Here is a 14600-nt window from a genome sequence, read left to right on the forward strand (position 1 = left end):
GATGTCCTTTCCTCTGCTGACAGCGACGGCGGTGCTCCCGGCTCTCGGGGCCATCGCCACGGCAGCCGTGCCGGCCGCCCGGCGCACCGCCGCGAAGTGGCTCGCGCTGGTCGCCTCGCTGGCCACGCTCGCGCTGGCCGTCACCGTCCTGGTCCGCTTCGACCCGGGCGGCGCCCGTTACCAGCTCACCGAGTCCCACTCCTGGATCGCGTCCTTCGGCGTCAGGTACGAGCTGGGCGTGGACGGCATCGGGGTGGCGCTGATCGGGCTGACCGCCCTGCTGATCCCGTTCGTGATCCTGGCCGGCTGGCACGACGCCGACCCGCTGGAGACCGGAAGCCACCGATGGCGGCCGACGCAGGGCTTCTTCGCCCTGATCCTGGCCGTCGAGGCGATGGTGATCATCTCCTTCGAGGCCACCGACGTCTTCCTCTTCTACATCTTCTTCGAAGCCATGCTGATCCCGATGTACTTCCTCATCGGCGGCTTCGGGGACCGTGCCCACGAGCACGGCGAGGAGACGGCGTCGACCCAGCGGTCGTACGCGGCGGTGAAGTTCCTGCTCTACAACCTGACCGGCGGTCTGATCATGCTGGCCGCGGTGATCGGGCTGTACGTGGTCGCCGGGAGCTTCTCGCTCACCGAGATCGCGCAGGCCCGCGCCAACGGCTCGCTGCACATGGCGACCGACGTCGAACGCTGGCTGTTCCTCGGCTTCTTCTTCGCCTTCGCGGTGAAGGCGCCGCTGTGGCCGCTGCACACCTGGCTGCCCAACGCGATGCAGGAGTCGACCGCGCCGGTCGCCGTCCTCATCACCGCGGTCGTCGACAAGGTGGGCACCTTCGCGATGCTCCGCTTCTGCCTCCAGCTGTTCCCGGAGGCGAGCAAGTGGGCGACGCCAGCCATCCTCGTCCTCGCCCTGATCAGCATCATCTACGGGGCGCTGCTCGCGGTGGGCCAGCGGGACATCAAGCGCCTGATCGCGTACGCGTCGATCTCGCACTTCGGCTTCATCATCATGGGCATCTTCGCGATGACCAGCCAGGGCCAGTCCGGAGCGACGCTCTACATGGTCAACCACGGCCTGTCGACGGCCGTGCTCATGCTGATCGCCGGCTTCCTGATCTCCCGGCGCGGCTCCCGGCTCATCTCCGACTACGGCGGTGTGCAGAAGGTCGCTCCGGTGCTCGCCGGCACGTTCCTGATCGGTGGCCTCGCCACCCTGTCCCTGCCGGGACTGGCGCCCTTCGTCAGTGAGTTCCTGGTGCTGGTCGGCACGTTCACGCGCTACCCGGCGATCGGCATCGTCGCCACCTTCGGCATCGTGCTCGCCGCGCTGTACACGCTCGTCCTGTACCAGCGGACGATGACCGGCCCCGTGAAGCCGGAGGTCTCGGCGATGCCGGACCTGCGGGTGCGGGAACTGGTGGTCGTGGCACCGCTGGTGGTGCTGCTGATCTTCCTGGGCGTCTATCCGAAGCCCGTCACGGACATCGTCAACCCGGCGGTCCAGCACACCATGTCCGACGTACACAAGACCGACCCGAAGCCCGCAGTGGAGGCGGCCAAGTGAGCGGAGCAGCCGTCCACAGCCTGTGGACAACCGCGGCCGACCCGATCTCGAAGATCGAGGCGCCGAAGATCGAATACGGGCAGTTGTCGCCCACCCTGATCGTCGTGGGCGCGGCGATCGTCGGAATGCTCATCGAGGCGTTCGTCCCGCGCAAGTCGCGCTACTACGCGCAGGTGTTCGTGTCCGTCGTCGCGCTCGCCGCCGCGTTCGCCGCGGTCGTCGCGCTCGCGACGGACGGATACGGCACCACCAAGGCGCACATCGCGGCCATGGGGGCCATCGCCGTCGACGGACCCTCGCTCTTCCTCCAGGGCACGATCCTGCTGGCGAGCCTGGTCGCCCTGTTCACCTTCGCCGAGCGGCGACTGGATCCGGCGGCGCACGGCAACCGCGTCGACTCCTTCGCCGCGCAGGCGGCGGCGGTACCGGGCGGCGAGAGCGAGAAGGCCGCGGTCAAGGCCGGTTTCACCACCACCGAGGTCTTCCCGCTCCTGCTCTTCGCGGTCGCCGGCATGCTGGTGTTCCCCTCGGCCAACGACCTGCTGACCCTGTTCGTGGCCCTGGAGGTCTTCTCCCTGCCGCTGTACCTCCTGTGCGCGCTGGCCCGCCGCAAGCGGCTCATGTCGCAGGAGGCCGCGGTCAAGTACTTCCTGCTGGGCGCCTTCGCCTCCGCGTTCACCCTGTTCGGCATCGCTCTGCTGTACGGGTACGCGGGCTCGGTGTCGTACGCCCGCATCGCGCAGGTCGTCGACGGCAACGTGCCGAACGTCGACCCGGCACTCGCCAACACCATGGGCAACGACGCGCTGCTGCTCATCGGCGCCGCGATGGTCGTCATGGGCCTGCTGTTCAAGGTGGGCGCGGTCCCGTTCCACATGTGGACGCCGGACGTCTACCAGGGCGCTCCGACCCCGGTCACCGGGTTCATGGCGGCGGCCACCAAGGTGGCGGCCTTCGGGGCGCTGCTGCGGCTGCTGTACGTCGTGCTGCCGGGCATGCGGTGGGACTGGCGGCCGGTCATGTGGGGGGTCGCGATCGTCACCATGCTGGGCGGCGCGATCGTCGCGATCACGCAGACCGACATCAAGCGACTGCTCGCCTACTCGTCGATCGCGCACGCGGGCTTCATTCTCGCCGGTGTCATCGCGACCTCGAAGGACGGCGTCTCGTCCGTCCTGTTCTACCTGGCCGCGTACTCCTTCGTGACGATCGGCGCGTTCGCGGTGGTCACGCTGGTGCGCGACGCGGGCGGCGAGGCGACGCACCTGTCCAAGTGGGCCGGGCTGGGCCGGCGGTCCCCCCTGGTGGCGGCCGTGTTCGCGGTGTTCCTGCTGGCCTTCGCGGGCATTCCGCTGACCTCCGGCTTCGCCGGGAAGTTCGCGGTGTTCAAGGCGGCGGCCGAGGGCGGCGCGGTGCCGCTGGTCGTGATCGGTGTGATCTCGTCGGCGATCGCGGCCTTCTTCTACATCCGCGTCATCGTGCTCATGTTCTTCAGCGATCCCCACCCCGAGGGCCCGACGGTGGCGGTGCCCTCCCCGCTGACGATGACCGCGATCGGCGTGGGCGTGGCGGTCACGTTGGTACTCGGCGTGGCCCCGCAGTACTTCCTGGACCTGGCCAACCAGGCGGGAGTGTTCGTGCGCTGAGGCAGCGCCGGAACGCGGTGGCCCGGCCCCCTGGTGGGGCCGGGCCACCGCGTTCCGATGTGCTCGGACCTATTTGCCCTTGCCGTGGCGCGTCCTGATCTCGGTGAGGTCCAGGTCCACGGAGAACGGGGCGTCGACCTTCATCCGCCCCCTGAAGATGCCGACGCTGGTGTAGGAGCCGGTCGTGGGTTCCAGCTCGAAGACATGCACCGCGGCGCGGCCGTTCTCGTTTTCGACCCGCCAGTAGTGGGGGATCCTCGCCCGCGCGTACTTCAGCGGCTTGGTCTCGCGGTCCCGGGAGACAGAGTCCTCGGAGACGACCTCCACGGCCAGGATCACGGCCTCCGCCGGGAACCTCGTCTGCCTCGGGCCCTCGTCCACCACGTCTCCTCGTACGACGACGGCGTCGGGCTCGGGCCTGTTCTGACGGTCGATGTCGATGGTGAACTCGCGAAAGACCTCGTAGTCCTCTGGGGCCAGCGACTGCAAGTGCCACTTGAAGAAGTCGACGGCGCGCTCATGGAAGGCGGTTTGCGGACTCACGAAGACCAGGCTCCCGTCGATCAATTCCGTGTGCGGAGGCAGGTTCGGAAGCCGGTCCAGGTCGTCGGCGGTCCAGCCGCCTTCCGGCGGGGTCGGCCAGGTGGGCTCGGACGCCTTCGGTGCGACGCTCATCAGTACTCCCATGGGACGGAGTCTCGCCGGTCTGTTCAGACTATCGGCCCGAAAGGGACGAGTCTCCTGCGTACGTGTGAACGACTGTCGTGTCGTTGACCGGGGGTTACAGGGCCGGCCTGTGGACAAGTCCGGGGGTGTCCGCGGGGGCCCCTATCGTGGAGGCAGTGGTCGAGGAGCGAGGTGTGGGAGACGAGGCGATGGGCGGGACGGATGGTGTCACCGACATGTCAGTGACGGAGAGCGAGGCGCTGGCGACGCTGCGCCGGGTCTTCGGGTACGAGGAATTCCGGGGCGAGCAGGAAGCCGTCGTCGAGCATGTGGTGGCGGGCGGCGACGCCGTCGTGCTCATGCCCACCGGCGGCGGCAAGTCGTTGTGCTACCAGCTTCCGTCCCTGGTCAGGCCCGGTACGGGCGTCGTGGTGTCGCCGCTCATCGCGCTGATGCAGGACCAGGTGGACGCGCTGCGGGCGCTGGGCGTGCGCGCCGGGTTCGTGAACTCCACGCAGGACTTCGACGAGCGCCGGGTGGTCGAGGCGGAGTTCCTGGCCGGCGAGCTCGACCTGCTCTACCTCGCACCGGAGCGGCTGCGCCTGGACACCACACTCGACCTGCTCTCCCGCGGCAAGATCTCCGTCTTCGCCATCGACGAGGCGCACTGCGTGTCCCAGTGGGGCCACGACTTCCGCCCCGACTACCTGGCGCTGTCTCTGCTGGGCGAGCGCTGGCCGGACGTGCCGCGGATCGCGCTCACCGCGACGGCCACCCACGCCACGCACCAGGAGATCACCCAGCGGCTGAACATGCCGCGGGCCCGGCACTTCGTGGCCAGCTTCGACCGGCCCAACATCCAGTACCGGATCGTGCCCAAGGCCGACGCCAAGAAGCAGCTGCTGACCTTCCTGCGCCAGGAGTACCCGGGCGACGCGGGCATCGTGTACTGCCTGTCGCGCAACTCGGTGGAGAAGACGGCCGAGTTCCTCACCCGCAACGGCGTCGAGGCGGTGCCGTACCACGCGGGCCTGGACGCGGGCACCCGCGCGGCGCACCAGTCCCGCTTCCTGCGCGAGGACGGCCTGGTCGTGGTCGCCACCATCGCCTTCGGCATGGGCATCGACAAGCCCGACGTCCGGTTCGTCGCCCACCTGGACCTCCCCAAGTCCGTGGAGGGCTACTACCAGGAGACGGGCCGCGCGGGCCGGGACGGCCTGCCGTCGACGGCCTGGATGGCCTACGGCCTGAACGACGTCGTGCAGCAGCGCAAGCTCATCCAGTCCGGTGAGGGCGACGAGGCGTTCCGTCGCCGGGCCCAGGCCCATCTGGACGCGATGCTCGCCCTGTGCGAGACGGCCCGGTGCCGCCGCGGCCAGCTCCTCGCCTACTTCGGCCAGGAACCGGGCGCGGCCGGCTGCGGCAACTGCGACACCTGCCTGACCCCGCCCGAGACCTGGGACGGCACGATCGCGGCCCAGAAGGTGCTGTCGACGGTGGTGCGGCTGAAGCGGGAGCGGGGGCAGAAGTTCGGCGCGGGCCAGATCATCGACATCCTGCTCGGCAAGCGCACCGGCAAGGTGATCCAGTTCGACCACGACCAGCTGTCCGTGTTCGGCATCGGCGACGAGCTGACCGAGGGCGAATGGCGGGGTGTCGTACGGCAGTTGCTGGCGCAGGGGCTGCTCGCCGTCGAGGGCGAGTACGGCACGCTGGTGCTGACCGACAGCAGCGGGTCGGTGCTGCGGAGGGAGCGGGAGGTGCCGCTGCGCAAGGAGCCGAAGAAGCCGGCCGCGTCGCGGGCTTCGGCCGCCCGGGACGACCGCAAGCCCAGGGCGGCGGCGGCCGAACTGCCCGAGGAACTGCTTCCCGCCTTCGAGGCCCTGCGCGCCTGGCGCGCAGAACAGGCCCGCGAGCAGGGCGTCCCGGCGTACGTCATCTTCCACGACGCCACCCTCCGGGAGATCGTCTCGGTCTGGCCGACGTCCGTGGCACAGCTCGGCACGGTCGGCGGCGTCGGCGAGAAGAAGCTGGCGACGTACGGGGAAGGCGTGCTCGCGGTGCTGGAGTCGCCGGCCGGTCCGCCCGGCGACGCCACGGCCGGATCAGGAACGACTGGGACAGGTACGGCCGACGTGGGAGAGCCGGAACCGGTGGAGGACCTGCCCGAGCCGGAACCGGACGACTGGACATAGCCGCGCCGCGCCGCGCCGGGCGCGGCGACGGGGCCGCTGCTCAGCCCAGTGCCGTCAGGCCGGGGGCGAACGTGATCACGAGCGGGAGCAGCGGCACCAGGGCCGCGACCGCCGTGGTCAGCGCCCGGCGCCTGCGGTCCAGCCGCGGCGGGGGCTCCAGCAGGCGGTCCACCCGCTCGCTCAGCAGGCGGTTGCTGGAGGCGCAGGACAGTACCCCGCGGTGCTGGTTGAGCTCGATCAGGGCGAGGGCCGTGGTGAGGTGGCCGTGGCGGCGGGAGGCCGTGTCGTCGGCGGCCAGTTCCACCAGGCGGTGGGTCTGCTCGCAGAACTGGGTGAACAGCGGGATGCGCGGGAAGCCGGTGGCCAGCGCGGTCGACAGGTGCAGCAGCCAGTCGTGGTGGGCGCGTGCGTGGCCGCGCTCGTGCGCGAGGACGGCGTCGAGCTGGTGGCCGGTGAGCCGGTGCAGGGCGCCGGTGGTGACGACGAGCTGGGGCGGATGGCCGGGCATCCACCAGGCGTCGGGGTACTCGTCCTCCAGCACCAGCAGCGGTCCGCGGGCCGACGGAAGGCCCGCGGGCAGATCGGGGGCGCGTTCGCGCAGGTGCGCGAGGGCCAGGCCGCGCCGGCGGCGGGCCTCGACGAGCTCGCGGGCGAGCATCGCGGTGGTCCAGGCGGCGCCGCCGGCCAGCAGCAGGGTGAGGCCGGCGGCCCAGACCGGCGCCACCGAAAGGTCGTAGGCGGCCGTCACGGCCGGCGGCGCGGGGGCGAAGACCCGGTCGTGAACGGTGCCGAAGACGGCGGCGGTGCCCAGCACGAGCCCCGCGAGGCAGCACAGCAGGACGGTGGCGACCAGGCACTGCCACACCCACAGCGCGACGACGGGCTCCCGTTCGGGCCACCCCGCCCGGGCCAGTGTGCGGGGGACCGGCACGGCGAGCGTCAGCGCCACGGCGCTCAGCAGGAGCAGGCAGGCGGTCATGCCTCGGACTCCGGATCCTCGTCGGAGGTGGGCGGGTGTCGGGGTCGTGCGGTGGAGCGGTGCTGTGCGGCCGGCCGGCGCGCCGGACGCGCACGGCCTGCCGCCAGTATGACGGCCACGGGCACCGGGAGTCAGGGGTCCGCCACCACCAAATCCCCGGCGTGGGAAGGGCCGCAGGGCTCCGCTCAGCCCGAGACGATCCGCCCGGTCACCTCCCCGAGCCCCACCCGCGCGCCGTTCGCGCCCGGTGCCCAGGCCGAGAGCGTCACCACGTCGCCGTCCTCCAGGAACGCCCGCTTGCCGTCGGGGAGTTCCAGCGGCTGCCGGCCGTTCCAGGTCAGCTCCAGCAGCGAGCCGCGCTCGTGCTCGGCGGGTCCGCTCACCGTGCCCGAGCCGTACAGGTCGCCCGTGCGCAGGGACGCGCCGTTGACCGTCATGTGGGCGAGCTGCTGAGCGGCCGTCCAGTACATGGTGGAGAAGGGCGGCTCGGAGACCACGTGGCCGTTGATCGCGACGGAGATCCGCAGGTCGTAACCGCCGGGCTCGTCCGCGGAGTCGTCCAGGTAGGGCAGCAGCGGGTGGGTCCGCCGCGGCGGGGCCACCCGCGCCTCGTCCAGCGCGTCCAGCGGAGTGATCCACGCCGACACCGACGTGGCGAAGGACTTGCCGAGGAAGGGCCCGAGCGGGACGTACTCCCAGGCCTGGATGTCGCGCGCCGACCAGTCGTTCAGCAGGCACAGCCCGAAGACGTGCTCGCGGAAGTCGCCGAGCGCGACCGGCTGCCCCATCCGCGAGGGCGCGCCCACCACGAAGCCGACCTCCGCCTCGATGTCCAGCCGGACCGAGGGGCCGAACACCGGCGCGGGGTCCGTGGGGGCCTTCCGCTGGCCCGACGGGCGCGTCACGTCCGTGCCGGAGACCACCACCGTGCCGGAGCGGCCGTGGTAACCGATCGGCAGGTGCTTCCAGTTGGGCGTCAGCGAGTCCTCGGCGTCCGGGCGGAAGATCTGCCCCACGTTCCGGGCGTGGTTCTCCGAGGCGTAGAAGTCGACGTAGTCCGCGACCTCGAAGGGGAGGTGCAGGGTCACCGAGGACAGCGGGTGCAGGAAGGGCGCGACGGTCTCCTGGTGGGCCGGCACCGTCACCCACGACGTCAGCGCGCGCCGCACGTCGGACCACGCGGTGCGGCCCGCGGCCAGCAGTGGGTTCAGGGTCGGCCGCGCGAGCAGTCCGGCGTACGGCGAACCGAGTGCCCGCGCCGCCGCTCCCGCGTCGAGCACGTGGTCGCCGAGCCGGACGCCCACGGTCCTCTCCGATGACCCGGCGGGGGAGAAGACGCCGTAGGGAAGGTTGTGCGGACCGAAGGGGTCGCCCTCGGGGACCTCGAAGGGGGGCATGGGTACTGCCTTCCTTTCCGGAATTCCATGTGATCGGGCCACACGTTACGGGGGCGTCGCATGTCTTGGGCAGTGTCTAAAGAGTTTGCAATGTCCGAATTGGTCTTGTGGGAGGGGGCAATTCCGGCTTAGCGTCCTCTGGGGACGCGGACGGGGTGGATCCGCTCCTTAGGGGGGACACGTGGGGGGACCCGTGGCCAGGAATGCCGTCAGTGTGCCTTTCCGGGCCGACCGTGAGGTCCCGGGCCTGATCGTGAAGTTCGGCGACTACCCGCTGCACCACGGCGGGGTGGGCGCGATCCGCAGCCTCGGCCGTCTGGGCGTGCCGATGTACGCGATCACCGAGGACGCCTACACACCGGCGGCCTCATCCCGTTATCTCAAACGCGCGTTCGTCTGGCCGACCAGGGGCACGGAGGGCGCGGACCGTCTGGTGGAGGGCCTGCTGCGGATCGGCCGCCGCATCGGCCGGCCCACCGTCCTGGTGCCCACCGACGAGGAGGCCGCCGTCCTGATCGCCGAGCACCAGGACGAACTCGAAGGCCACTTCCTCTTCCCGCCCGTCGCCCCCGGCCTGCCGCGCCGTGTGGCCAGCAAGCAGGGTCTGCACGAACTGTGCGTGGAGCACGGCATCCCGAGCCCCACGGCCGCCTTCCCGCAGTCGTACGACGACATCGTGGCGTTCGCCGAGAAGGCCTGCTTCCCGGTGGTGGCCAAGAACCGCGAGGCGTTCGTCCGGCGCAGCAGCCCCGCGGTGAACGGCACCACGAGGATCAACAGCCGCGAGGGGCTGCTGGCCCTGGCCCGGGACTGGGGCGAGCGGCCGGGCGTGATCCTCCAGGAGTACCTGCCGCGGGAGGAGGCCGAGGACTGGATCGTGCACGCCTACTTCGACCAGAACTCGGTCCCGCTCGCGATGTTCACCGGCGTCAAGGTCCGCTCCTGGCCGCCGCACGCGGGCATGACGGCGAACGCGTACGTCGTCGACAACCCGGAACTCGCCGACCTCGCCGCGCGGTTCATCAAGCAGATCGGCTTCACCGGCATCGTCGACCTCGACCTGCGTTTCGACCGGCGCGACGGGCAGTACAAGCTCCTCGACTTCAATCCGCGCATGGGCGCGCAGTTCCGGCTCTTCGAGAGCGAGTCGGGCGTGGACGTCGTGCGTGCCATGCACCTCGACCTCACCGGGCGGCCCGTCCCGGAGGGCGAGCAGCGCGCCGGCCACCGGTACGTCGTGGAGAACATCGACCTGCCCGCCCTGCTCGCCTACCGCCGCAGCGGCTACACCACGCCGCACGCGCCGGCGAGGCCGAGCGGCACCGAGCTGGCCTGGCTCGCGGGCGACGACCCGCTGCCGTTCCTCACGATGCTCGCCCGCTTCGTGCGGCCGGGCGCCCGGCACCTCTATCAGCTGTGGCGGACCAACCGCCGCGGCGGCACGACCGGTTAGGGCGGAGCACGAGCGTGTGCGGGCGGCCCGTCCCGCCGCCCGAGCCGGCCCACGAAGTGACGTGAGCACGTCCTGGGGAGGGACTTCGTGAACCAACCGGTGGCAGTCATCGGTGCCGGGCCGTTCGGCCTGTCCACCGCCGCCCATCTGCGCGCCCGGGGCATCCCGGTCCGCGTCTTCGGCGAGCCCATGGTCGCCTGGCGCGACCACATGCCCGCCGGAATGCTGCTGAAGTCGACCCCGGCCGCCTCCGGCATCGACTGCCCGCAGCGTGGCCACACCCTCGCCGACTACTGCGCCGCGGCCGGCATCGGACCGCTGGTGACCGACGAGGACATCATCCCGGTGGAGACCTTCATCGCCTACGGCGAGTGGTTCCAGCGCAGGCTGGTGCCCGAGCTGGAGCGGGTGCGGGTGGTGTCGGTCGACCGGCGGCCGGGCGGCGGCTTCGAGCTGAAGCCGGATTCCGGGGAGCAGTTCACCGCCCGCGCGGTCGTGGTGGCGACGGGCTTGTCGGGCCTGTCCCATCTGCCGCCGGAGCTGGCCGCGGCGGTGCCGGACGGACCCACGCCCACCGGGCCGCTCTCGCACAGCTCCCAGCACCACGACCTCGGCCGGTTCGCCGGGAAGGAGCTGATCGTCGTCGGCGCCGGCCAGTCCGCGCTGGAGACGGCGGTGCTCGCGGCGGAGGCCGGGGCGCGGGTGCGGGTGGTGGCGCGGGGCCGAGGCGCGGTCGCCTTCGGCGCCCCGCCCTGGGAGCAGCCGAGGTTCCGGCCCGAGTCGCCGTTCGGCCGGGCCTGGTCGCTGTGGGCGCTGAGCTACCACCCGCAGCCCTTCCGGTACCTCCCGGCCGGGGTCCGCCACCATCTGGTCCGCCGGGTCCTCGGCCCGCTCGGCGCCTGGTGGCTGCGCGAGCGCTTCGAGCCGGCGGTGCCGGTCCACGAGGTGAGCGGCATCGTGCGCGCCGAGGTCAGGGGCGGGCGTCCGGTACTGACGGTGCGCACCCTCGCGGGCGAGAGCCGGGAACTGGAGGCGGACCACGTCATGGCGGCCACCGGCTACCGCGTCGACATCGCCGCGATGGGCTTCCTCGGCCACGAGCTGCGCACCGGACTCGCGGTCAGCCGCGGCGCCCCGAGGCTCGGCGCGGGCTACGTCTCCTCGGTACCCGGCCTCTACTTCACGGGGCTGCCGGCGGCGGCCTCGTACGGGCCGGTGATGCGGTTCGTGTGCGGCACGGAGTTCGCCTCTCCGCGGCTGGCCGCACACCTCGCGGCCAGGCACGGTTGAGGGGAACCTCGTCCGCTGGGCCGAAGCGCCCTCACAGGCAAGGGAGTTGAAGAGAGGGAGCCGGGAGCACGGTGGCCGTCGCGGTCGTCCGGCTCCGGTCGAGCCGGCGGGCCGGGGCATCCGTATTCTCTGATCATGGCCGCCCTCGCACATGCCCTCATCGCCACCGACCTGGACGGAACGCTGCTGCGCGGCGACCACACCGTGTCCGAACGGTCCCTCGCCGCGCTCGCGAGGGCGGCGGCCGCAGGTGCCCGGCACCTCGTGGTGACCGGACGGCCGGCACCGAGAGTGCGGGAACTGCTCGACGTCCTCGGCACCACGGGGCTCGCGGTGTGCGGTCAGGGCGCACAGCTCTACGACGCCGGCAGCGACCGCCTGCTGTGGTCGGTCACCCTGGACCGGGAGCAGGCCGAGACCGCCCTCGGCAAGATCGAGGCCGAGGTGGGGGAGGTGTACGCCGCGGTCGACCAGGACGGGGTCGAGGGGCTCACGCTCATCGAGCCGGGGTATCTCATGCCGCACCCGGCGCTGCCCGCCGTACGGGTCGAACGGCGCGACGACCTGTGGCGCGCGCCCATCAGCAAGGTGCTGCTGCGTCACCCGGCGCTGTCCGACGACGAGCTGGCGGAGGCGGCCCGCGGCGCGGTGGGTTCCCTCGCCACGGTCACCATGTCGGGCCCCGGGACCGTCGAACTCCAGCCGTGCGGCATCACCAAGGCGACCGGACTGGCGCTGGCCGCCGAACACCTGGGACTGGGCCGCGAGAGCGCCCTCGCCTTCGGCGACATGCCGAACGACATCCCGATGTTCCAGTGGGCCGCCCGGGGCGTCGCCATGGCCAACGCCCACCCCGAGCTCAAGGCGGTGGCCGACGAGGTCACGACGTCGAACGAGGACGACGGCATCGCCGTCGTCCTCGAACGACTGTTTGTCTAGTCGGTGCGTGCGCCGGCCGCGGTCCGGTCAGTACGCGCCGAAGACGTTGTCGATGGAGCCGTACCGCTTGGCCGCGTAGTTGCAGGCGGCGGTGATGTTGGCGACCGGGTCGTAGATGTCCCAGGACGTGCCGTTCACGTGGTAGGCCCGGAAGGTCGGGTCGATGACCTGGAGCAGACCCTTGGACGGGATGCCCTTCTTGGCGTTGGAGTCCCAGAGGTTGATGGCGCGCGGGTTGCCGGAGGACTCGCGGATGATGTTGCGGTGGATCCCGTTGTAGGAGCCCGGGATGCCCTTCTCCGCCATGACCGCCAGGGAGGCCCGGATCCAGCCGTCGAGGTTGTTCGAGTAGCCGAAGCTGGCGGCCGTCCGGACGGTGGCCGGGGTCGCCGCGGACGCGGTCGTGGCGCCGAGCAGCGGCACGGCGAGGACGGCTGCGCCCGTGCCGGTGACGGCGAGGGCGCGGACGAGGCGGGCGGTGCGGGAAGAGCTGCGCTGACCGTTTGCAGGCATGGGGGAATTCCTCTCCGTCGCCTGCGAGGTGAGCTGTCGGGTTCGGGCTGGGAGGTGCCCGGCCGCGCCTTGAAGGGCGCGGCTTCACCCCAAGCCGTTCCGGTGCGGTGTACGCGGTACGTACGACGCCCGGCCCGGCGGCTTACCTGGGTCCCCCGCTCCTGCCGTGGTTCATTCGGTCGTTGGGATTACGGGCGGCGGCAGGATTCGGCGTCCGCCCGTCGGTGCCGGGAACGTATGCGAGAGCACATGTCCCGAACAAGTGCCGGAATCACACATCGCCCTATTTGACCTTGGTCTGGGGGGTATGTGGTGCTTGATCCTTTGCATCTGCCAAGGGTCAACTCGACTGGTGTAAAGGGGATGTGAAGGAATGCGAGAGGCGGCGTGGATGGAAGGGGGTGTGTCCCAAGTCACGGCTCGGGCAGCCGAAGAGCAAATACCACTAAAGAGAATTGAAACCCCAATAGGGGTGAATCGGACTTCATGTGTGAGTGTGGATGGGCCGTGTGGCTGACACGTGATGGTGGTCACGTCGGGTGAAGTGGCCTGGCCCGTATAGGTGGGCGATATCGGTGATCGAAACGTGACCGGATACGCTGACTTGAGTGAGGGCAGCGACCTATCGACAAACCGTGTAATCCCCAGCAGACACCAGCAGACAGGAGACCCCTCGTGACCGTCGTCGGGCCATTCGGGCTGAGCGTGCGGGACCAGGCTCTCGAAGCCGATGTCCAGGCCGGATTGGCGGCTGTCGAGGAAGGGCTGCTCGAAGCCACCAAGAGCGAGGTCCCGTTCATCACGGGCGCCGCGCAGCATCTCGTCAGGGCGGGCGGGAAGCGGTTCCGGCCACTGCTCGTGATGCTCGCGTCCCAGTTCGGGGATCCGTACGCGCCGGGGATCGTGCCCTCGGCCGTGGTGGTGGAGCTGACCCATCTGGCGACGCTGTACCACGACGACGTGATGGACGAGGCCGCCGTGCGCCGCGGGGTGGACAGCGCCAACACCCGCTGGGGCAACTCGGTCGCGGTCCTGACCGGTGACTTCCTCTTCGCCCGCGCCTCGCAGATCCTCGCCGACCTCGGCCCGGAGGCCGTGCGGGTGCAGGCCGTGGCGTTCGAGCGGCTGGTCACCGGGCAGATCCTGGAGACGGCGGGTCCGCAGGACGGCCGGGACCCGGTCGACCACTACCTGGACGTGCTGGGCGGCAAGACCGGGTCGCTGGTGGCGGTGTCGTGCCGGTTCGGCGCGATGATGTCCGGCGCCGACGAGACGGTCGTGGACGTGCTGACGCAGTACGGCGAGCGGCTGGGCGTCGCCTTCCAGCTGGCGGACGACGTCCTGGACATCGCCTCCGACTCGCACGAGTCGGGCAAGACCCCCGGCACCGATCTGCGCGAGGGCATCGCCACCCTGCCGGTGCTGCGGCTGCGCGAGCGCACGGCCCGGCTGGGGCTGGCCGAGGACATCGCCCTGTGCGAGCTGCTGGACTCCGACCTGAGCGACGACGCGCGGCACGCGGAGGCGCTGGCGGCGCTGCGGGCGCACCCGGCGCTGGAGCACGCCCGCCGTGACACCGTGCGCTACGCCGAGGAGGCGCGGGCCGCGCTGGCGCCGCTGCGGGAGTGCGACGCGAAGGCCGCCCTGCTCCAGCTGTGCGACGCGGTGGTGCACCGGGCCGGCTGACGCCCGTCCGGTTCCGCGGCCTCACCGGCCGCCCCCGCCGGGCAGCCCCTTCGAGCGGCGCTCTCCACATCTACCCCTACGGGGTGGGGAGGCGTCGCCCTTTGTGTGTCATACCGCAGGCGTACACGGAGTTGGCTCCGGGGTCTGACGCTTCCGCCCCGCCGATTTGGTCAGATGGAAACCACGGACCACACCACTGCTCACCGATCTGGGTGAGAATGGCGGCTGAGGGTGACACCCCAGTGCAGAAGGACAGCCGCCGC

The 14600-nt window shown here is 71.1% G+C and carries 11 protein-coding genes and 1 riboswitch; of the genes, 7 read left to right on the forward strand and 4 right to left on the reverse strand.

Going from position 1 to position 14600, the window contains the following annotated elements:
• The first annotated feature begins 1 nt into the window (after position 1).
• Both ACWC91_RS26190 and nuoN read left to right on the forward strand, forming a co-directional pair.
• Positions 2 to 1573, forward strand: coding sequence for an NADH-quinone oxidoreductase subunit M (locus ACWC91_RS26190; protein WP_450644548.1), 1572 nt, complete (start codon positions 2 to 4; stop codon positions 1571 to 1573).
• Complete coding sequence (gene nuoN, locus ACWC91_RS26195) at positions 1570 to 3219, forward strand: NADH-quinone oxidoreductase subunit NuoN (RefSeq protein WP_376505322.1); 1650 nt, start codon at positions 1570 to 1572, stop codon at positions 3217 to 3219. The genes ACWC91_RS26190 and nuoN overlap by 4 nt, the downstream gene beginning before the upstream one ends.
• A 69-nt stretch (positions 3220 to 3288) precedes the next feature.
• On the opposite strand, the gene ACWC91_RS26200 is transcribed toward nuoN, so the two are convergent.
• Positions 3289 to 3894 carry a Uma2 family endonuclease gene (locus ACWC91_RS26200; protein WP_225078053.1) on the reverse strand — a complete coding sequence of 202 codons (606 nt, stop codon included), beginning with the start codon at positions 3892 to 3894 and terminating at the stop codon, positions 3289 to 3291.
• A 200-nt stretch (positions 3895 to 4094) separates the two neighbouring features.
• On the opposite strand from ACWC91_RS26200, the gene recQ reads away from it, so the two are divergent.
• Positions 4095 to 6080: a DNA helicase RecQ gene (gene recQ / locus ACWC91_RS26205; RefSeq protein ID WP_450641742.1), complete on the forward strand. Its 1986-nt coding sequence runs from the start codon at positions 4095 to 4097 to the stop codon at positions 6078 to 6080.
• A gap of 40 nt (positions 6081 to 6120) precedes the next feature.
• Here the strand turns inward: recQ and ACWC91_RS26210 are convergent, their stop codons facing one another.
• Positions 6121 to 7059, reverse strand: a complete 939-nt coding sequence (locus ACWC91_RS26210) for a M56 family metallopeptidase (RefSeq protein WP_225078052.1) — start codon at positions 7057 to 7059, stop codon at positions 6121 to 6123.
• Positions 7060 to 7244: 185 nt separating this feature from the next.
• A complete protein-coding gene (gene fahA / locus ACWC91_RS26215; RefSeq protein WP_450641724.1) occupies positions 7245 to 8456 on the reverse strand; it encodes a fumarylacetoacetase in 1212 nt (403 codons plus the stop codon).
• Between the two features lie 214 nt (positions 8457 to 8670).
• On the opposite strand from fahA, the gene ACWC91_RS26220 reads away from it, so the two are divergent.
• The 3 genes from ACWC91_RS26220 to ACWC91_RS26230 all read left to right on the forward strand — a co-directional run bounded on the left by ACWC91_RS26220 (position 8671) and on the right by ACWC91_RS26230 (position 12138).
• On the forward strand, positions 8671 to 9909 hold the full coding sequence (locus tag ACWC91_RS26220) for a carboxylate--amine ligase (protein ID WP_225078050.1): 1239 nt from the start codon (positions 8671 to 8673) through the stop codon (positions 9907 to 9909).
• A gap of 87 nt (positions 9910 to 9996) precedes the next feature.
• Positions 9997 to 11199, forward strand: a complete 1203-nt coding sequence (locus tag ACWC91_RS26225) for an FAD-dependent oxidoreductase (protein ID WP_281156878.1) — start codon at positions 9997 to 9999, stop codon at positions 11197 to 11199.
• 135 nt (positions 11200 to 11334) lie between these two features.
• Positions 11335 to 12138 carry an HAD family hydrolase gene (locus ACWC91_RS26230; protein ID WP_263638232.1) on the forward strand — a complete coding sequence of 268 codons (804 nt, stop codon included), beginning with the start codon at positions 11335 to 11337 and terminating at the stop codon, positions 12136 to 12138.
• Between the two features lie 27 nt (positions 12139 to 12165).
• Here ACWC91_RS26230 and ACWC91_RS26235 read toward each other — a convergent pair whose 3' ends face one another.
• Positions 12166 to 12651 (reverse strand): transglycosylase SLT domain-containing protein, encoded by a 486-nt coding sequence (locus tag ACWC91_RS26235; protein ID WP_225078048.1) that lies wholly within the window; start codon positions 12649 to 12651, stop codon positions 12166 to 12168.
• 5 nt (positions 12652 to 12656) lie between these two features.
• Positions 12657 to 12842: riboswitch (cyclic di-AMP (ydaO/yuaA leader) on the reverse strand.
• 484 nt (positions 12843 to 13326) lie between these two features.
• Between ACWC91_RS26235 and ACWC91_RS26240 the strand changes: the two genes are divergently transcribed.
• On the forward strand, positions 13327 to 14337 hold the full coding sequence (locus tag ACWC91_RS26240) for a polyprenyl synthetase family protein (RefSeq protein WP_225078047.1): 1011 nt from the start codon (positions 13327 to 13329) through the stop codon (positions 14335 to 14337).
• The last annotated feature ends 263 nt before the right edge of the window (positions 14338 to 14600 follow it).

Source organism: Streptomyces sp. NPDC001204 (assembly GCF_053598035.1).

Bases quoted from the DNA above. Each gene is read 5' to 3' on its own strand.
- ACWC91_RS26210 (WP_225078052.1), bottom strand. From the start codon at position 7,059: ATGACCGCCTGCCTGCTCCTGCTGAGCGCCGTGGCGCTGACGCTCGCC.
- recQ (WP_450641742.1), top strand. From the start codon at position 4,095: ATGGGCGGGACGGATGGTGTCACCGACATGTCAGTGACGGAGAGCGAG.
- ACWC91_RS26200 (WP_225078053.1), bottom strand. From the start codon at position 3,894: ATGAGCGTCGCACCGAAGGCGTCCGAGCCCACCTGGCCGACCCCGCCG.
- ACWC91_RS26190 (WP_450644548.1), top strand. From the start codon at position 2: ATGTCCTTTCCTCTGCTGACAGCGACGGCGGTGCTCCCGGCTCTCGGG.
- ACWC91_RS26230 (WP_263638232.1), top strand. From the start codon at position 11,335: ATGGCCGCCCTCGCACATGCCCTCATCGCCACCGACCTGGACGGAACG.
- fahA (WP_450641724.1), bottom strand. From the start codon at position 8,456: ATGCCCCCCTTCGAGGTCCCCGAGGGCGACCCCTTCGGTCCGCACAAC.
- ACWC91_RS26235 (WP_225078048.1), bottom strand. From the start codon at position 12,651: ATGCCTGCAAACGGTCAGCGCAGCTCTTCCCGCACCGCCCGCCTCGTC.